Origin of the sequence: Mesorhizobium sp. LNJC405B00 (genome assembly GCF_000502615.1) — a bacterium.
Taxonomy (GTDB): domain Bacteria; phylum Pseudomonadota; class Alphaproteobacteria; order Rhizobiales; family Rhizobiaceae; genus Mesorhizobium.
The window spans coordinates 107,446-126,291 of record NZ_AYWC01000005.1 but is presented as its reverse complement, the minus strand read 5'-3'; the positions used below and the strand labels follow the sequence as shown (position 1 = coordinate 126,291).

Below are 18,846 nucleotides of genomic sequence, written 5' to 3'. Positions count from 1 at the left end.
CTTCGCCGACAGCAACCACGGCGATCACACCGCGCCGAGCAGCACCGCGCCATGGATCGCCGCCTGCCAGCCCAGGGCCGCCCAGCGTATGTCCAGAGGCTCTACAACAAGCGAATGCGGCAGGCTGTCCGCGATGCGCTGCTTGAGCGCCTGGCGGGGATAGGACTTCATGTCGACAATGCCGCCACCGATCAGGATCGTCTGCGGGGAAAACAAAGCGGCTGCCGTTGCGATGGTCACCGCCTGCTGCCAGACGATCTCATCGAGCCATTCGCGCAGCGACGGCGGCTGCCCGGTTGCCGAAAACAGCTCGGCAACCGGGATATCGTAGTCCGCGGCAAGGTCGACAAGCGTTGCCCCTGAGGCGTAGGTCTCGACGCGGTTTGGCGGTCCGCTTTCGTCAGGCCGGTAGATCGGCATATGGCCGATTTCCAGCGCCCAGCCGCCGCCCCTGAAAATGCCGTCCTTGCCGAGATAGGCCGCACCGATGCCGGTGCCGAGATAGACCGCCAGCACTTCCTTTTGCCGCTTCACTGCGCCGGCGACGCTTTCACCGAGCAATTGCAGCACGACGTCGCGTTCGAGCCGCACGGGAACGCGGAGCCGCGATGCCAGTTCCGTACCCAGCCGGATGCCGTTCAGCTCGGGAATGTTGGCCGTGTGCAGCACCGTGTCGAAGTCGCGGTCGATGAACCCAGGCACCGTCGCAACGACCCGTGCAGGTTTGAGCCCGGCATCGCGGCAGGCTGCGGTGACCGCATCGGCCAACCCCGCCACAGGCGCGCCCTTGCGCAGTTGCGCGGTCGGGTAGGTGCGGGCAAAATCCACCGGGATGCCGTGGTCGGCAAAGCCAACCTTGACCGACGTGCCGCCGATCTCGACCACGGCGATCGTGTCGTCCATCGTTTGATGCGTCATGCGAGCGGTTCCAGGAATTCCGAAAGACAGGCGCGGAATTCCAGCCGGTAGGCGGCGCGATCCTGCGATTTGGCTGTGATGGTGCAAAGCCGGGCCGACGGAATGAGTCCGGCCAGCGTCTGTGCGTCGGCCAGGCGATGGACGAGGTCATGGTCATGGCCGATGACAAGAGTCGGCACCGCGATAGCGCGGATGTCCGCCTCGCTCACGCCGGGACCATCGCCGGCGATCGCCGAAAGCAGCCTACCGAACAGAACCGGGTCCGGGCGATTGAAGAAGCCTTGCAGGCTGGCGAGATTGTCCGGCGCCAGCCTGGCCAGTTCGCCGGCAATAGCGCTGTCATCGAACAGACGCCTGGCGTCTTCAGGCGAATGGCGCATCAAGAGATTGCCGACGACGGCATAGGGCTTCATATTTTCCGGAGCCGCCTGGGCTACCCAGGCGGGCCGCGCGAGCACCAGCGCGCGCACGCGGGCCGGCTTATGCACCGCCAGGCGCAGTGCCAGCGCCGCGCCCATCGAAATGCCGCCGACGACGGCCGGACCGATGCCGAGATCGTCGGCCAACGCTTCAATGTCCTCGGCAAACGTCGCGATCGAAAGCCGCTCGACCGGCCCGTAGCCGGATCCACCCTGGCCACGGCATTCGAGCGTCACCCGCCGGGTCACCGGCAGATCGGGAAACACGTCGGCGACCTGCGCGTCGTCGCCGCCTAGGCCGTGCTGAAAGATGAAGGGAGGCCCGGCGCCGACGTCCCGGTAGGCAAGGTCGACGCCATCTCGGCTGAAGGTCTTTTTCACGTGTCGTCGCTCGCTTCCAGCACGGTGCGCAGAAAAGCGCCGACGCCGGGCGCCTCGGCCTCTGTCAGGCCATGTGTGATCAAGGGGCCGTCGAACCCGGCAGCCTTCAGGCGGCCGATGAAATGCGGGAAGTCGACCACGCCCTTTCCGGCTGCGGCAAAACTGCCATCGGCATGGCGGTCCTTGGCATGGGCCATGCCGATCTCGGCGGCCAGCAGATCGATGGCTTCGTCGATGAGGCGATGACGCTCCGCGCTGTCGGCCACTTCGAACAGATTGGCCGGATCGAGCACGATGCGCAGCCGCGTGCTGTTCATTTCGTCCAGCAGGCGGCGTGCGGCCCGGGCGCTGGAGAGGACATTGGCCAGTTCCGGTTCGATGCCAAGCTCGATGTCGAAGCGCTCGGCAATCGCAATCGCCGCTTCCATGTCCATCCGCAGATCGCTCCATGCCGCCTCGCTCGCATTGTCGGGATGCCAGCGCCACTGATCCTGCGCATCCCTTGTGCCGGTGCACAGCGTAATCAGACGGGTGCCCATATCGGCGCATGACGCGGCCAGTACCTCAAGCCGGGCGAGTCCCTGGATGCGAACCGTGCGATCCGGGTGGATCATGTTGTAGGTTCCCGAAACCGCCGCGATCGAAACGCCGGCCTCGCCGCTCGCCTCAGCGACGGACCGGGCCGCGCCGAGCTCAATGCTGTCCGGCATCGACGGCAGTCCAAGGCACGCCATGTTGAACTGCGCCGCCGTGTAGCCGCCGTCCGCGACCGCGCGCAGCACCGGCAGAGCGCCGGTGGTGGCGAAGGTCTTGGCGAAAATCCCAAGCTGCATCACACGACCCCGTCGACATCGGCCAGACGGACGGCGCGGCCGCCGGCAGCGGCCGAGCGGGCGATGGCCGCCATGCCCCTGACCGAGGCGATGCCGTCCTCGATGCCGGCGCCGATCATCGGCGCGCCATTCAGTACGACATCGGCAAAGCCTTCGAGCTGCCGGCGATAGAAGTGGCCATCCGCGCCAAGCGTGCGGTGCCAACTGCCATCGGCCTCGCGGAAAATGTCGACCTCGCTGCTCTTGTAGTACCAGGGGTTATACGTCTTCGCGAGAACGCTGCCGTTCTCGCCGTAGATCTGGAACCCTTCGTGCCAGTCCATGCGCACGGCGACCGTCAGGTCGAGATGGCCGATCGTGCCGTCGGCGAAGATGGTGGTGACGAACCAGCAATAGGCGCCATAGCGCTCGGTGAGCCGGGCCTCCACCGCCTCGATCGGCCTGTGCAGATGGCGCGCCGTATCAAGGAGATGGCTGCCATGCGCCAGCATGTAGTATTGGCGCAGATCCGCCTTGGGATTGACGGCAGGCTTGCGCGCCTTGGCGCTGGTGATGATCAGCGGTTGCACCGCATCGGTCATCGGGTAGCGGTGGGTGCTGTCGCAGTACCAGCCTTTGAACGCCAGCCGCTCGCCCATTTCGTCGTCGACGAAAGCCTTTGCCGCCTGGATGCCGGGATCGAAGCGCTTCATATGGCCGACCTGAAGCACCTTGCCGCTCTTGTCGAGCGTGGCCCGCAAGCCTTCGACCTCCTCGACCGAAACGCCCAGCGGCTTTTCGCAAAGCACATGCTTGCCGGCATCGAGCGCCAGTTCCGCGGCCTTGACGTGAAAAATGTCCGATGTCGCGATGATGACGGCATCGAGGTCGGGATCGGCCAGCATCTGGCCGTAGTCGGCATAGGATTTTTCGGGCGCGTAGGTCGCGGCCATCCTGTCGCGCAGATCGTCGGCGACATCGCAGATGGCATGGAGATCGGCATTGCGTGCCTTGGTGCAGGATTCGAAATGCGCTGCCTGCGCAATCGGACCGCAGCCGAGCACGCCGACGCGCAGCCGCTTTTCGTCTTTGCGAGGCATGGAATCTCTCCTGATTAGCGCGCGGCGAGGCCGCGAAGTTGAAATTGCGGATCGCCCGACAAAGCTGCCTGATGCAGCAGACAGGCAGCGCCCAATGCCGGACCGTCGGCGCCGACGCGCGACAGTTCGACTGTGGGAACCGGATAACCTTCAGCCAGGAAGTCCGAGAGGAAAGCTTCCACCTGTTTGGCGACAAAGGGATAAACCGCATTGACCGAGCCGGAGAGGATGATGCGCTCCGGCTGCAAGGTGCAGGCAAGTGTCGCCAGCCCGCGACCGAACCAGAGCGCCCAGTCGCGCGCCGTGGCAACGGCTGGCGGATCGCCGTCGGCCAATGCCGCCACAAACTCATGCAGGCCGGCGCGCAGTCCGCTTATGTGCAAATAGCGAGTCAGCAACGCATCCTTGCCGACATAGGATTCCAGCCGCCCCGGGCGCTTCGCGTCGAAGACAAAACCTTCGTCGCCAATGCGAAGATGACCGATTTCGCCGGCGCCGCCGAGCCGGCCGCGATGCAGCCTGCCGGCATTGATGATGCCGCCGCCAACGCCGTTCTCGATCAGGATGACCAGAGTATCCTCGTCGTCCTTTCCTGGCCGCGACCGGTATGTCTCGGCCACCGCCACGGCATTGGCATCGTTTTCCAAGAGGATTGGAAAGTCCGCGCCAAAGGCAGTGCGCAAAAGCTCCGCCAGATTGACCCCGTGCCAGCCAAGGATGGTGGCATGGTATGAAATCCCGTCGGCGGCGGGGAAGCCGGGCACGGCGACATTGAGCCCGTAGGGGCGCGTGCCCGCAGGCAATTGCGAGCGGATCTCGGCGACGAGTTCCCCGATGATGGCAACCGCGGCTTCAGGCGTGCTGCCCGGGCCGGCAAATGCCCTAGAGGCGCTCGCACGCCGCGCGCCGGCAAGGTCGACAGCCACGGCTGCGATCCAGTTGACGCCGATATAAGCGCCAAGGAAGAAGCCGCCATTGCCTTCGATCTCGACCAGGATACCGGGACGGCCGACCCGACCCTCGCTATCCTGCTCGTCATCCGTTCCATCCGACCGCTCGCGCGCCAGACCGGCTTCGGTCAGCCCCAGCACCAGGGCGCCGGTGGTCGACCGGGTCAGGCCGAGATCGCGTGCGAGCGCCGCTCGGCTCAACGCGCCGGCACGAAACAGCGCCGCAAGTGCCCTCGTTTCGTTCGGCCGAAGATCGGTCGACACCAGCACGTCGTTCTCCACAATTTGTTTGATTTGCATACTAATAGAATTTCTAGGCGGTTTGAAAGACCCAAGGTTGGGTGCATTGCAACAAGATATTCAGCATCCCCAAGCCCATTGACCCAAGTTTCAAACGAGGATTTGTATCAGAAACTTACAAATTGGCATGGGAGGATGCGTGCCGGTTCTAGCGCGTCTCGAACATATCGTGAAGGATTTCGGTGCCGTCCGCGCGCTGGACAATGTGTCGCTCGACATCAATGAGGGCGAGGTTCTCGGCCTGATGGGCGACAATGGTGCCGGCAAATCGACGCTGGTCAAAACCATCGCCGGAAATTTCCAGCCGACGTCCGGCGCCTCCCAAGCCTGTCCTCCGGCGCATCGGCCGGGGGACATCTCTTCGAAGGCAGGCTTGCAGTTGGGCCGGCCCGCTTCGCAATCAGAGACTGCCTGTGTCCCTCCAGCAGGCGATCAGATGACCGTCGCCGGCCTGCCTGACGGGTGGTTGCGCCTTTCGGCAATCGGGCAGCGCGACAGGACAGCGGGCGGCAAAGGAGCATCCGGAGGTTTCGGCATCGTGTGCCGCGACGTGGAGCTGAGCCGGAGCCCTCGGCGCCGTCTCATCCGAGGAGGCGGCCAGAAGCAGCTTCGTGTAGGGGTGGTTGGGGCCACGGAAAATCTGCTCGGATGACCCCGTCTCGACGAGCCGGCCGCGATAGAGCACGCCGATCCTGTCGGCCATATAGCGCACCACCCTTAGGTCGTGGCTGATGAACAGATAGGTGGCGTCCTTGTCGCGCTGCAGGTCGTTGAGCAAATTGAGCACGGTCGCCTGCACCGAAACGTCGAGCGCAGAGGTCGGCTCGTCCAACACCACGAGCTTCGGCACGCCGGCAAAGGCGCGCGCAATCGCCGCCCGTTGGCGCTGGCCACCAGACAGCGATCTCGGCTTCTGGTCGACGGTCGTAGCGGCAAGACGAACCGAGGCCAGGAGATCGCCGACACGCTGCTTCACCTCGCTGCGGCCAAAGCCGGCGAGCCGCCGCAGCGGACGGCCGAGGATCCTGCCGATCCGCTGGCGCGGATTGAGCGTGCGGTCGGGTGACTGGAACACCATCTGCACGTCGCGCCGTTCGCTCAGGCTTCTTTTCTCGACGCGCGGCGCGACAGTGCTGCCGAACAGCTCGACCGACCCAGCGTCCGGCGTCTGGAGGCCAGTCACGATCCTTGCCAATGTCGACTTGCCGGAGCCGGATTCGCCGATCAGCCCGAACGTCTCGCCCTGGGCTATCTCCAGGTCGATATCGTGCAGGACGGCCTGGGAGCCGAAGGCGTGGCTGATGCCTTTGCAGGCGACGGCGATCGGACGTGCGGCTTCCGGTTGATCGCTGCGGACAGGCTTCGACGGGCTGGTTGTGTGCATCTCGGCCAGCCTGCCGTCGCGCTTGGTGAAGTTGAGCGCCGGGATCGAGGCGATCAGCGCCTTGGTGTAGGCGTGAACAGGGTTCTCGAAGACATCGTTGGCGATGCCGCTTTCGACCACCGTCCCCGACTGCATCACGGCCACCCGATCGCAGGCCCGGCGGACCATGTTGATGTCATGGCTGATCAGCAGAACGCTGGTTTTGTGATCGCGGCGCAAGTCCTGCAGGATGGCGACGATCTCGGACTGGACGCTGGCGTCAAGCGCCGTCGTCGGCTCGTCCAGCACCAGCAGCGACGGGTCGAGCGCAATGGCAATCGCGATGTTGGCGCGCTGCTGCATGCCGCCCGACAATTCGTGCGGATAGAGATCGAGCACCCGTTCCGGATTGCTCACCCTGACACGGCTCAGCAGTTCGGCGGCGCGGGTGCGTGCTTCGTCCTGCCGAACCTGGCGATGCCGCATGATCGTTTCGGTGATCTGCCGGCCGATCGTCATGGCCGGATTGAGTGCCGCACCTGGATGCTGGTAGACAGCCGCGATGCGATCGCCCCTTAGCCGGCGAAGCTGCTCGCCGGAGAGACTGCGGATCTCGCGACCCTGGAATTCGAGCGCCGACGCGGCGATCCGGGCGTTGCGCGGCAGATAGCGCAGAATAGCGAGAGCCACCGAGCTCTTGCCCGATCCGGACTCGCCGACAAGGCCGAGCGCTTCGCCTTCGCCGATGGCGAGCGACACGCCGTTGACGGCCGGATGCGATCCCCGGCGTCCATCATAGGCGACGGTGAGCTGCTCGACGTTCAGAACCGATGACGACATGTCTTGCTGAAACCACTTTCTTTCGGCGCGGTCTTCGAGGGCAATCGCTTCCGCTTTCGCGCCGCACAATCTCTATAAAATTACTCGAATTAAGCTGGAGCGCAATCTACCTTTCATCGCTCAGGAGAGATTGTCGCAGCCGGTCGAGGCGTCGCGACGGTCCCTTGGAGCAGTTCTGCAAGGAGGCCGACATGGCACGCGACCACATGATCCTCAGCGCGTTTTTCTTCAACCCGCAGGGCGATCATCGTATGTCATGGCGCCATCCGCGCGCGCCCGGCCGCGAAGTGCTCGACTTCGACTTCTACCGCGATCTCGTCCAGTCTGCCGAGCGCGCCAGGATCGATACGATCTTCGTCGCCGACCATGTTGCGATCTGGGATTCCGTACAGAGCGGCGTAGCCCATTACGCCAATGCCCGCCTGGAACCGCTGACGCTGTTGTCGGCGCTTGCCGGCGTGACCAGGCATATCGGCCTCATCACCACCGCCTCGAGCTCCTACAGCGAGCCCTACAATGTCGCCCGCATGTTTGCCTCGCTCGACCATATCAGCAAGGGCAGGGCGTCTTGGAATGTGGTGACGTCGGCCATGGACGAGGAGGCCCGCAATTTCGGCCGCGACGGCAATATCGAGCACGCCTTTCGCTATGAGCGCGCCACCGAATTCCTCGATATCGTCAAGGCACTGTGGGACAGCTGGGAAGACGAAGCCCTGCTTATCGACAAGGCATCGGGCTATTTCGCCGATCCCGACAAGGTCCATGCGATCAACCACAAGGGCCCGCACTTCAAGGTGCGCGGACCGCTCAATGTCTCGCGCCCGCCGCAGGGCCATCCGCTGATCGTCCAGGCCGGCTCGTCCGAAGACGGCAAGAATTTCGCTACCGCGCATGCCGATGCGCACTTTGCCATCTACAGCACCAAGGAAGACGGCATCAAATATAGGCAGGACATCAACGAGCGCCTCGCCCGTTACGGCCGCAAGCCCGAGAGCTTCAAGATCCTGCCGGGCATCCTGCCGATCGTCGCAGCTTCCGAAGCGGAGGGACGCGAGCGGCAGGAGTATCTGCAGAGCTTGCTTCCCGATCGGGTCGGCATCGACCTTCTCTCGAGCTGGAGCGGCGTCGATCTCTCCGTATATCCGCCGGACGGCCCGCTGCCGCCGCTGCCGGACGAGAGCACCTTCAATGGCGGCCGCACCTCGCTCAATCGCGTCAAGGAATGGTCGAAGCAGAACCTCACTCTGCGCGAGATCGCTCGCAAGCTCGCCAACAGCGGTTCGGTGCCGACCGTCGTCGGCACACCGAACCAGATCGCCGATCAGCTGCAGGACTGGTTCGAGGCAGGTGCCACCGACGGCTTCAACCTGATGTTCCCGCTGCTCCCGGAGGATTGGGTGAATTTTGCCGAGCAGGTCGTGCCGGAACTGCAGCGCCGCGGCGTATTCCCCACCGAATATGCGCCGGGGACGCTGCGTGATCGTTTCGGCTTGGCTCGGCCGGCCAACCGCTTCGCCGAACAGCGCGACAATGTGCGCGCCGTATCCTGACTTGGGGCAACTGATATGACCGCAGCGCCAAAACTTCAGCCCCGCGAAGCCACGGCTCCGCAGCTCATCAATGTTCTGCACAGCCCCAAGCGCATTCGGGTCAAATTCGCCGGCCGCACCATCGCCGACAGCCGCAACGTCCTGGTGCTGCGCTCCAACCATTTTCTGCCGAGCTATTTCTTCCCGGCCTCCTCGGTGGACCGCTCGCTCTTGAAGCCGTCCGAGCATCGCCAGCCGCATCCAGTCGGCGGCGAAACCACCTATTGGGACCTGGAGACGGGATCGAAAGCTTCTCCCAATGCGGCCTGGTCGTTTGTCGCGCCGCAGGATGAAAGCCTGTCGCCACTGGCCGGCCGCATCGCCTTCACCTGGAAAGCGGTCGACCAATGGTTCGAGGAGGAGGAAGAAGTCTTCGTCCACGCCCGCGACCCATACGCCCGCATCGACGCTCTGCAGAGTTCAAGCCATGTCCAGATCTGGTTCGACGGCGAAGTGATCGCCGACAGCCATCGCCCGGTGCTGCTGTTCGAAACGCATCTGCCGACGCGTTTCTATTTGCATCCGGACGATGTCAGGCTCGACCGTCTGGTCGACTCGGACAGCACGACGCGCTGTCCCTACAAAGGCATCGCCTCCTACTGGTCGGGCCGGCGCGCCGACGGCTCGGTGAGCCCCGATGTCGCCTGGAGCTACCGCGATCCCATTGCCGAAATGCCCAAGATCAGGGGCCTCATCGCCTTTTACCCGCAAGCCGTCGACCGCATCCATCTCGACGGCGAACCAGTCGCTTAAGCCATTCAACAGTCATTTCAGACAGGGGTTCCAGAATGACCAAACGCAACGACATCAATACGCTTCGCAATCTGTCCGGCGACATCTGGAACGTCGCCGTCGATGAGCACCAGGCCGGCTTCCTCAAGCGCCGCGATCTGCTGAAATACGCAGCCTTGATCGGCCTCACCGGCTTTGCCGCCTCGCAGGGACTTGCTGGTTTCGGCACGGCGCGCGCTGCCGGCGCCGGCGGCACGGTCCGCGTTGGGCTCGGACAGCCGACCAAGGCGATCGATCCCGTCTCCATCACCGATCCGGCCAGCATCGGCGTCATCAGCCAGGTCGGCGAATATCTCATCCTCGACGATCCCAAGGACGGTCTGCAGCCCAAGCTCGCTCTGTCGTGGGAGGCCGACGAGACCGCTAGCCGCTGGACCTTCAAATTGCGGCCGGGCGTAAAATTCCACGACGGCCGCACCGTCACCGCCAAGGATGTGGTGGCGAGCTTCGAGCGGCTGGTCGATCCGGCCAGCGGTTCGTCCGCGTTGTCGGCCTATAAGGGCATCCTGTCCAAGGGCGGCGCCAAGGTCGTCGACGACCAGACAGTCGCCTTCGATCTCGACGGGCCCAACAGCAACTTCCCCTTCTATGTCTCGTCCGACGTCTACAATGCCGTCATCCTGCCGGCCGACTATGCCGGCGATTTCGAGAAGAATTTCAACGGCACCGGCCCGTTCAAGCTCGAATCCTTCCGCCCCAAGCAGGGCGCCAGCTTCGTGCGCAACCCTGATTATTGGGGCGACAAGGCGCTGCCCGACCGCGTCGAAATCAAGTTCTTCGACGACGAGCAGGCGCAGGTGCTGGCGCTGCAGGCCGGCCAGCTCGACGTCATCCCGAGCACGACCCGGCTGGAATTGGCGATCGAGGGCAATCCCAACTTCAAGCTGCTCAGCGTGCAGGCAAGTTCGCATGACGAGGTGCATCTGAGGACCGACCAGGCGCCGTTCACCGACAAGCGCATCCGCCGCGCCTTGGCGCTCACCATCGACCGCGAGGCGGTGGTCAAGGGCTTGCTCAAGGGCCGCGCCATCGTCGGCAACGACACCCCGTTCGCGCCGATCTTCCCCTCGGCCGATCCGTCGGTGCCGCAGCGCAAGCAGGACATCGCCGAGGCCAAGCGCCTGCTTGGCGAAGCCGGCGTGCCGAACGGCTTCCCGGTGACGCTGACCACCGAGCGCGCCTATGACATTCCCGATTATGCCGTGCTGATCCAGAATTTTGCCAAGAAGGCCGGCATCGACATCAAGCTCAACGTGCTGCCGCAGGACGCCTATTATGGCTCGGCGAAGTTCGGCTCGTCGCCATGGCTCGATTCCAATCTCGGCATTACCGATTTCGGACATCGCGGCACGCCCGACATCTTCCTCAACGCGACGCTGAAGAGTTCGGGCGCCTGGAATGCGGCGCATTTCAACAACCCGGCCTATGACGGGCTGCTGCTCGAATATGGCAAGGCCCGCGACCTTCAGGCTCAACGCCTTGCCGCGGGCAAGATCCAGACCTTGCTGCTGGACGAGACGCCGCTGGTCATCAGCTACTTCTCGCAATACAGCCGCATCGTCTCGTCGAAGGTCGAGGGCGTCCGCTTCACGGCGATCTCGCATCTGCTGCTCGACCGCGTGACGTTCGCCCAGGCATGATTGCGAGACGTCCAGCCACTCCGGGCACTAAAATCCGATGCTGACCGGCCGCACTGTGTCGGTGCGGGCAGCCTCGCTTCTGCTCACGCTGTGGCTGGTCAGCATGCTGGTGTTCTTCGCCGGGCAGGTTCTGCCCGGCGATGTCGGTCGCCTCATGCTCGGGCCGTTCGCCGATGCCGAGGCCGTCGCGGCGCTGAACAGGCAGCTCGGCGCCGACCAGCCGGTGCTCGTGCAATACTGGCACTGGTTCAGCAGCGTGCTGTCAGGCGACTTCGGCACCTCCCTGTCGCTGCGTCTGCCGGTGGCGCCCTTCGTTCTGGAAAGCCTCAAGCGCTCGGCGGCCCTTGCCGGAATTATCCTCGTCTTTCTGCTGCCGCTGGGCATCGGCGCCGGCATCGTCGCCGGTCTCAACCAAGGCCGCTTTATCGACCGCCTGATCGTACTCGCCGGCGTGTCCTTCGGCATTGTCCCGGACTTCGTCTCCGGCCTGCTGTTGCTCATCGTCTTCGGCCTGTGGCTGAACTGGTTCCCGATCACGGGCGCTGCTCCCGATGGCGCCGGGCTCTGGGTCAGTGGCTATTACCTGATCCTGCCGGCGCTGCCGCTGGTGCTGAACCTTGCCGGCTACATCGCCCGCATGACGCGGGCCGGCGTGATCGAGGCGCTGGCCGCCGACTATACGCGCACCGCCGTCCTGAAAGGCCTCGAGCGTCGCGAAATCCTCATCCGGCACGTGCTGCGCAATGCGCTGACGCCGACCATCGCCGTGCTCGCGACGCAGACCGGTTACATGCTTGGCGGGCTGGTGGTCATCGAAGCGCTGTTCGGCATACAGGGTCTCGGCAATCTGGTGCTCAACGCCGCCAAGTCGCGTGACTTCCCGATGCTCGAAGCCGGCGTGCTGGTCATGGCGACCATCTTCGTGCTGTCGGCCGCGGCAGGCGATCTCGTGAATGCCTTGCTCGATCCGCGGCAGCGCCGCCGTGTGTCGCCATGATGGAACTGATGGAATTGCCGGAGCGCCGTAAGCTGGGCTGGCGGGCAGCAAGTCGCATCCGCGAGACTGTTTCGCAGCTGCCGCCCTCGGTGATCGTTGGATCGCTGATCCTGCTGTTCTGGGTCGGCTGCGCCGTGTTAGGCAGCCTGTTTGTGCCCTACGATCCCTATGCCGAGGATTTCCTCGTCATGCTGGCGCCGCCTGATGCCGCGCACTGGTTCGGCACCGACCAACTTGGCCGCGACGTGCTGTCGCGCATCGTCGTCGGCTCGCGTGACATCCTGCTGGTCGCGCCGGCAGCAACACTGCTCGGCGTTGCCGCCGGCAGCGTGCTTGGCCTCGTGCTCGGCTATTTCGACGGGCTGATCGACGCCATCGGCGCCAGGCTGCTCGACACGCTGATGGCCTTTCCCTTCATCGTCCTCGTCACCATGGCGCTGGTCGCGCTTGGGCCATCGAACCTCACCGTCATCCTTGTGATCGGCATCGCCTATGCCCCGCTGGTGGCACGGACGGTGCGTGCCGCCGTGCGCGAGCAGCGCGAACGCGACTATGTCAGCGCCGCTCGTCTCGGCGGCGAGAGCGCTCTTGCCATCATGTTCCTTGAGATCCTGCCCAACGTCAGGGAGACCATCCTCATCGAACTGGTCACACGGCTCGGCTACGCCTTCTTTTCAATCGCCACGCTGAGCTTTCTCGGCCTCGGTATCCAGCCGCCTTCAGCCGACTGGGGACTGGCGGTCGCCGACGGCTACGGCTTCCTGACCGGCGGCAAATGGTGGGTGGTGATCTTCAACTCGGCGGCCATCGTTTCGCTTGTCATGGCAACCAATCTGATCGCGCAAGGCATGGGCGCCTTCGAAAACAGCGATCGATGAAGAGCGGAACGCTCAGCAAAGCTGACGCGCAATCGCGGACCGTGCGCTAAAATCGTTCCTCGTGATTCGGCTCTGACAGGGCCTCAAAGCAAGGAACGGCATGAGCAAGGCCCTCATTACATTCGCATTGGTCGCGGTGCTCACCGCATTGCTCATGGCGCTCAGCCTGGCGGTGGCTAGGCACGGCTATCCCTATGGCGCGATCGGCGTGAGGCGGCTGGACGGTATTGCCGATGCCGGCTCGTTCCTGCCGCTCGCCGCCGTCTACTTCTTCAGCGCTATGCTGATGATGATCCTGCCGATCCGGGCCGCCGGCATCGTCTTGACCCATGCTGCGGATGCGCTGTTCTGGGCGGTGATTGCCCTGTTCGCCACGATTGTCGGCTGTCTCGTCGCCCGCTGGGCTTTTGGCCAAAGCAGCGTGCTGTGGGCGCTCCTGAACTGGCGTTTCCTGTTCGCCGCGGCCATCGTCGGCAGCCATTTCACCATGAACGAGCTGCGCCGCAACATCCTGCTCAGGAGCCTGTTCTTCGTCATCTTCGCAGCAGCGACGCTGGCCTGCCTATTCTGGACCTTTCCGACCTGACAGGGCCGCTTCATATTGTCCATCTTGAGGCCGCGGCTTTCATAGCCGCGCGCCATCGGCTATCCAGTCCGCAGCCAGATTTCAGCCCTCACAGTGTCGTCATTTGTCTGATAAATGATTCAGGCATACGGCACCCCAGCGAACCAATACAAGGAAACCGCGACATGAGCCTGTTCCGTAAAAATCTGATCGATGGCGAGTGGGTAGGCGAGGTCGGCTCGCGCAACATCAATCCCTCGAACACTGACGACGTCGTTGGCGAATATGCTTCGGCCGGCGCCGAACAGGCAAAGCAGGCCATCGCGGCGGCCAAAGCCGCCTTCCCGGCCTGGTCGCGCTCGGCGCCGCTGGTGCGCCATGCCGTGCTGAAAAAGGCGTCGGACGAGATCATGGCGCGCAAGGAAGAGATCGGCCGCGCGCTGTCGCGCGAAGAGGGCAAGACGCTGGCCGAAGGCATTGGCGAGACCATCCGCGCCGCCCAGATCTTCGATTTCTTCGCCGGCGAGACGCTGCGCCTGTCGGGCGAACTGGTACCCAGCGTTCGGCCCGGCGTCGGCGTCGAGATCACCCGTGAAGCTGTCGGTGTCGTCGGCATCATCACGCCATGGAATTTCCCGATCGCCATTCCCACCTGGAAGATCGCGCCGGCGCTCGCCCACGGCAACACCATCGTCTTCAAGCCGGCCGAACTCGTCCCTGAAAGCGCCTGGACCATCGTCGACATCCTGCACCGCGCCGGCTTGCCGAAAGGCGTGCTTAACCTGGTCATGGGCAAGGGCTCGGTGGTCGGCCAGGCCATGCTTGACAGCCCCGACCTCAACGCCATCACCTTCACCGGCTCGGTCGGCACCGGCAAACGCGTCGCCGCGGCAAGCGTCGAGCACATGCGCAAGTTCCAGCTCGAAATGGGCGGCAAGAACCCGATGGTTGTGCTCGACGACGCCGACCTCGCCACGGCTGTCGAGTGCGCCATCAACGGCGCCTATTTCTCGACCGGCCAGCGCTGCACGGCATCGTCGCGCCTGGTGGTGACCGAGGGCATTCACGACCGCTTCGTCGCCGCGCTCAAGGAGCGTCTGGAAAAACTCGTCATCGGCGATGCGCTTGATGCCAAGACCCAGATCGGGCCCGTCGTCGATGCGAGCCAGCTGAAGCAGGACGAGGATTACATCGCCATCGGCAGCCAGGAAGGCGCCAACCTTGCCTTCGGCGGCGAGCGGCTCGATCGCGAAACGCCCGGCTTCTACCTCCGGCCGGCGCTGTTTACCGAGAGCACCAACGCCATGCGCATTTCGCGGGAAGAAATCTTCGGGCCGGTAGCCAACGTCATTCGCGTCAAGGACTATGACGAGGCGCTTGCGGTTGCCAACGACACCCCCTTCGGCCTGACCTCCGGCATCTGCACCTCTAGCCTCAAGCATGCCACGCATTTCCGGCGCAATTCCGAGGCCGGCATGGTGATGGTCAATCTGCCGACCGCCGGCGTCGATTTCCACGTCCCGTTCGGTGGCCGAAAGGGATCGAGCTACGGCCCGCGCGAGCAGGGCCGCTATGCCGCGGAGTTCTACACCACGGTGAAGACAGCCTATACATTCGCCGGCTGATCGACGGGTGACCCGATGGCAGCGGCGAAAGAGGCCCTGACCTGGCTCAACCCGCCGCCGCACCATGCCTTCGGCGATGGCATCGTGCATGTGCGCACCGGCGGGGAAACCGACTTCTGGCGCGAAACCTTTTACGGTTTCTGGCGTGACAATGGCCATTTCCTGTATCGGCCGGTCGAGGGTGACTTCAGCGCCGAAGTCACCGTCAAGGGCGACTACAAGGTGCTCTACGACCAGGCCGGGCTGATGCTGCGGCTGAGTGAAACGCACTGGATCAAGGCCGGCATCGAATACACCGACGGGCTGGCTTACTTTTCGGTGGTGGTCACCAACGACACCTCGGACTGGTCGCTGCTCAGCATTCCCACCGGCCCCGACGGCGTGCGCATCCGGCTGACCCGCCATGCCGAGGCGATCCGCATCCAATATCTTGATACCACCGATGGCAAGTGGAAGCCGGTGCGGCTGGCTTATTTCCCGATCTCCAAATCCGTCGATGTCGGCATGATGTGCTGCTCGCCGCAGCGCGAAGGGTTTGAGGTAACATTCTCCGGCTTTACTGTCGGCCCGCCGATTTCCAGGCAATTGCACGACTGACGGCCATATCGATGGCGGACTAACCGTCTGCCTGATGCTGGAAGAACTGCAAAAACAGCTCCCGTTCGGTGGTTATGTCGAGCTTCTCGTAGATGCGGCGGCGGTGGTTCTTCACCGTGCCGACGGCGATGCCGAGCCGTTCCGCGATGTTGGCGGTCGGATGTCCCGCCAGGATCAACTGCACCAATTCCCGCTCGCGCAGCGACAGCTCCGGCCACAGGCTCGCCGGGATGGTCGGCTCCTGCCGGGGCGAGGCGCCGGGGCCGGTCGGCGCCCATGTGCGAGAGAACTCGGTGCCGCGCGCCTTGATGTCGAGCGCATGCAAGGCCCCGAACACCGGCAGCCGCTCGTCCAGCAGGGCGATCTCGCTCTCCTTGAAGGTGGAGGTCGAGCGGTCGAGGAAGATGCCGAGGCACCAGTCGCCGCCATCGGCCAGCATGATGCCGACCTCGTCGCAGATCTCCGACTGCGCCAGGAAGCCGGCTATGTACTGGCCCCGTTTGGCTTCGTCGTCGGCAAGCCGCTTCAGCGGCAGGATGCCCAGCCGGCGTTCACGCCGCCACGAGGCATAGAACGGGTCGAAGACGTAGTAATTGTCGAGATAGCGCCGGACCATCTCGTCGGAGAAGCGCCGGTGCTTGATGAATTCCGGCGTCTGCGTCGCCGAATATCGGGTCACGGTGACGAGATCGTGCTCGATATCGGCTCCGATCAGGTCAATCAGGCAGTCGACATGCCTGTCCGTACCGGCGGCGGCAATCGCCCTGGCGAGCGGCCCCCAGATATTGCCCATGCGCATGCCCTTTTCTCGGCGATCCCGGTCCGGCAGTCATTGTGTCTTTTGGCATATGGCGCAAGGCCGCCCAAGGAATCTAGCTTGAGCCATCCTAGAGCAATCCTGAGGCGACCGTGACCCAACCCAACCTCACCAGCCCCATCGTCGGCAATCCAATCGTCATCGGCATCGACGCCGGCGGCACCATGACCGACACGATCCTTGTCGACCAGGACGGCCACTTCAAGATCGGCAAGTCGGCAACCACGCCGAAGAACGAGGCCGAGGGTTTCCTGGCCTCGGCCGAGGATGCGGCCGATGCCTGGGGCATCTCGCTGGAGCAGCTCTTTTCCGGCGTCAACGTCGTGCTCTATTCCGGCACTGGCATGCTCAACACGCTGCTGTCGCGCACCGGCCGCCGACTCGGCCTGATCACCACCAAGGGTCTGGAAGACATGATCCTGATGGGCCGCGGCCTGCAGGCCTGGGCCGACTATTCCTATGCCGACAGGCTGCATGCGGTCACCCACCACCATCCCGATCCGCTGGTGCCACGCCGCCGCACCCATGGCGTCACCGAGCGCATCGACCAGTTCGGCGACATCGTGCTGCCGCTCTACGAGCATGAGGTCGCGACTGCAGCCAGGAAGCTGATCGCCGACAAGGTCGAGGCGATCTGCATCATGACCATCTTCTCGCACGTCAATCCGGTGCACGAGAAGCGCATCGCCGAGATCTGCCGCGAGGAAGTGCAGAAGGCCGGCGCCGACATTCTCGTCTACACCAGCCACGAAGTCCGCCCGGTCATTCGCGAACAGTCGCGGCTGAACTCGGTGCTGATCGAGGCCTACGCGACGTCGCGCGGCCGCAAGCAGCTTAGGGGTATCGAGGACGTCTCGAAGAAATACGGCTTCAAATACGGCGTGCAGACTTTGCTCTCCTTTGGCGGCCTGACCTCGATCAATCATCCGCGCCTGCACGAAACCATGATTTCGGGCCCGATCGGCGGTATTCTCGGCGCGGCCTATGTCGGCAAGCTCATCGGCAACGACTCCCTGATCTGCTCGGACATGGGCGGCACCTCCTTCGACATGGGCGTCATTTCGCGCGGCCAGACGCGGATCGAGAACGAGCCGCTGATGGACCGTTTCAAGCTCAACGTGCCGACGTTGCATCTCGACACGATCGGCGCCGGCGCCGGCATGATCCTCAAGGTCGACCCGCTGACCAAGAAAGTCTCGCTCGGGCCGGAAAGCGCCGGTTCCGACCCCGGCCCCATCTGCTTCGCCAAGGGCGGCACTGAACCCACCATCGCCGATTGCGACGCCATACTAGGCCGCCTCAACCCGTATTATTTCCTCGGCGGCAAGGTCGTCTTGCAGGTCGAGAAGGCGCGCAAAGCGTTTGAGGAAAAATGCTCCAGCATCCTTGGCGTCGGGGTCGAGGAGGCTGCCGAAGGCATGATCGACATGCTGGAAGCCGATGCCAACAACGCGCTGCGCCGGGTCATTTCCGGCCAGGGCATCCATCCCTCGGAATTCACGCTGCTGTCCTATGGCGGCTCGGGTCCGCTGCATCTGGCCGGCTGCTCCAGGGGCATCGGCTTCAAGGACATCATCACCTTCCAGTTTGCCGCCGCCTTCTCGGCCTTCGGCTGCACCACCGCCGATTTCATGCGTCGGCATTCGGTGTCGACGCAGCACGACATCGGCGCCCGCGCAAGCGATAACGAGCTGCTCGCTTTCGGCAAGAAGGTCACCGACGTCTGGAATGATCTCACCAAGGCGGCGGTCAACGAGATGATCAGCGACGGCCATATCAGAGACAAGATCAAGACCGTGCCGTTCCTGATGATGCGCTACACCGGCCAGCTCGAGGATGTCGAGGTCATGGCACCGCTTGCCGAGGTCAATTCGGCTGACGACATGCGTAGGGTCATCGACGAGTTCGAGGCGGTCTACGCCAAGGTCAACCATCGCGTTTCGCGCTATGGCGAAGCCGGCTTCACCATCACCGAGCTCGGATTGATCGCCACCGCCGACAAGGTCAAGCCGGTGCTCTTGAAGCGCCCGCTCGGCAAGTCGGCCCCGGCAGCAGCGCACAAGGGCGTGCGCGAGGCCTATATCGGGGGACGCTGGCACAAGGCCAATCTCTACGAGATGGACCTACTGCAGCCCGGTCATGAGGTGATCGGTCCGGCCATCATCGAACATCCCGCCACCACGCTCGTTGTTCATCCGCAGGACCGTGTCCACGTCGATGAGTGGACGCTGCTGCATTACACCCATTCTTGAAAGGGCACCGC

The 18,846-nt window shown here is 63.9% G+C and carries 16 protein-coding genes and 1 pseudogene; 10 read left to right on the top strand and 7 right to left on the bottom strand.

The features are described from left to right. Window positions 1-24 precede the first annotated feature (24 nt). The 5 genes from X756_RS153430 to X756_RS153450 are packed head-to-tail and all read right to left on the bottom strand — an operon-like array spanning window position 25 to window position 4,880. Window positions 25-918: an ROK family protein gene (locus tag X756_RS153430; protein WP_023696938.1), complete on the bottom strand. Its 894-nt coding sequence runs from the start codon at window positions 916-918 to the stop codon at window positions 25-27. Further along, a complete protein-coding gene (locus tag X756_RS153435) occupies window positions 915-1,718 on the bottom strand; it encodes an alpha/beta hydrolase (protein WP_027049253.1) in 804 nt (267 codons plus the stop codon). The genes X756_RS153430 and X756_RS153435 overlap by 4 nt, the downstream gene beginning before the upstream one ends. After that, window positions 1,715-2,551 carry a sugar phosphate isomerase/epimerase gene (locus X756_RS153440; RefSeq protein WP_023729665.1) on the bottom strand — a complete coding sequence of 279 codons (837 nt, stop codon included), beginning with the start codon at window positions 2,549-2,551 and terminating at the stop codon, window positions 1,715-1,717. The genes X756_RS153435 and X756_RS153440 overlap by 4 nt, the downstream gene beginning before the upstream one ends. After that, entirely contained in the window at window positions 2,551-3,630 is a 1,080-nt protein-coding gene (locus X756_RS153445; protein ID WP_023729664.1) for a Gfo/Idh/MocA family oxidoreductase, read from the bottom strand. Before X756_RS153445 ends, X756_RS153440 begins: the two co-directional genes overlap by 1 nt. A gap of 14 nt (window positions 3,631-3,644) precedes the next feature. Beyond that, on the bottom strand, window positions 3,645-4,880 hold the full coding sequence (locus X756_RS153450) for an ROK family transcriptional regulator (RefSeq protein WP_023729663.1): 1,236 nt from the start codon (window positions 4,878-4,880) through the stop codon (window positions 3,645-3,647). Between the two features lie 139 nt (window positions 4,881-5,019). Between X756_RS153450 and X756_RS1000000167370 the strand changes: the two are divergent. Continuing rightward, window positions 5,020-5,199, top strand: a pseudogene (locus tag X756_RS1000000167370) (ATP-binding cassette domain-containing protein); the annotation flags it as partial. Window positions 5,200-5,280: 81 nt separating this feature from the next. Here X756_RS1000000167370 and X756_RS153455 read toward each other — a convergent pair. Then, on the bottom strand, window positions 5,281-7,083 hold the full coding sequence (locus X756_RS153455; protein WP_023729661.1) for an ABC transporter ATP-binding protein: 1,803 nt from the start codon (window positions 7,081-7,083) through the stop codon (window positions 5,281-5,283). 191 nt (window positions 7,084-7,274) lie between these two features. Between X756_RS153455 and X756_RS153460 the strand changes: the two genes are divergently transcribed. The 8 genes from X756_RS153460 (at window position 7,275) to X756_RS153495 (ending at window position 15,766) form a co-directional block, all read left to right on the top strand. Beyond that, entirely contained in the window at window positions 7,275-8,633 is a 1,359-nt protein-coding gene (locus tag X756_RS153460; RefSeq protein ID WP_023729660.1) for an LLM class flavin-dependent oxidoreductase, read from the top strand. Window positions 8,634-8,648: 15 nt separating this feature from the next. After that, window positions 8,649-9,425: a DUF427 domain-containing protein gene (locus X756_RS153465; protein WP_023729659.1), complete on the top strand. Its 777-nt coding sequence runs from the start codon at window positions 8,649-8,651 to the stop codon at window positions 9,423-9,425. 35 nt (window positions 9,426-9,460) lie between these two features. After that, window positions 9,461-11,104 carry an ABC transporter substrate-binding protein gene (locus X756_RS153470; protein WP_023729658.1) on the top strand — a complete coding sequence of 548 codons (1,644 nt, stop codon included), beginning with the start codon at window positions 9,461-9,463 and terminating at the stop codon, window positions 11,102-11,104. A 37-nt stretch (window positions 11,105-11,141) separates the two neighbouring features. Beyond that, window positions 11,142-12,101: an ABC transporter permease gene (locus X756_RS153475; RefSeq protein WP_023689971.1), complete on the top strand. Its 960-nt coding sequence runs from the start codon at window positions 11,142-11,144 to the stop codon at window positions 12,099-12,101. Continuing rightward, entirely contained in the window at window positions 12,098-12,979 is an 882-nt protein-coding gene (locus X756_RS153480; RefSeq protein ID WP_023729657.1) for an ABC transporter permease, read from the top strand. Before X756_RS153475 ends, X756_RS153480 begins: the two co-directional genes overlap by 4 nt. Window positions 12,980-13,079: 100 nt before the next feature. Next, window positions 13,080-13,565, top strand: coding sequence for a hypothetical protein (locus X756_RS153485; protein WP_023729656.1), 486 nt, complete (start codon window positions 13,080-13,082; stop codon window positions 13,563-13,565). Between the two features lie 164 nt (window positions 13,566-13,729). After that, entirely contained in the window at window positions 13,730-15,169 is a 1,440-nt protein-coding gene (locus X756_RS153490; protein WP_023729655.1) for an aldehyde dehydrogenase family protein, read from the top strand. Between the two features lie 15 nt (window positions 15,170-15,184). After that, window positions 15,185-15,766, top strand: a complete 582-nt coding sequence (locus tag X756_RS153495) for a DUF1349 domain-containing protein (protein ID WP_023729654.1) — start codon at window positions 15,185-15,187, stop codon at window positions 15,764-15,766. Window positions 15,767-15,785: 19 nt separating this feature from the next. Here the strand turns inward: X756_RS153495 and X756_RS153500 are convergent, their stop codons facing one another. Continuing rightward, a complete protein-coding gene (locus X756_RS153500; protein ID WP_023729653.1) occupies window positions 15,786-16,565 on the bottom strand; it encodes a LuxR C-terminal-related transcriptional regulator in 780 nt (259 codons plus the stop codon). A 110-nt stretch (window positions 16,566-16,675) separates the two neighbouring features. Between X756_RS153500 and X756_RS153505 the strand changes: the two genes are divergently transcribed. Beyond that, window positions 16,676-18,835, top strand: coding sequence for a hydantoinase/oxoprolinase family protein (locus X756_RS153505; protein ID WP_023729652.1), 2,160 nt, complete (start codon window positions 16,676-16,678; stop codon window positions 18,833-18,835). Window positions 18,836-18,846 lie beyond the last annotated feature (11 nt).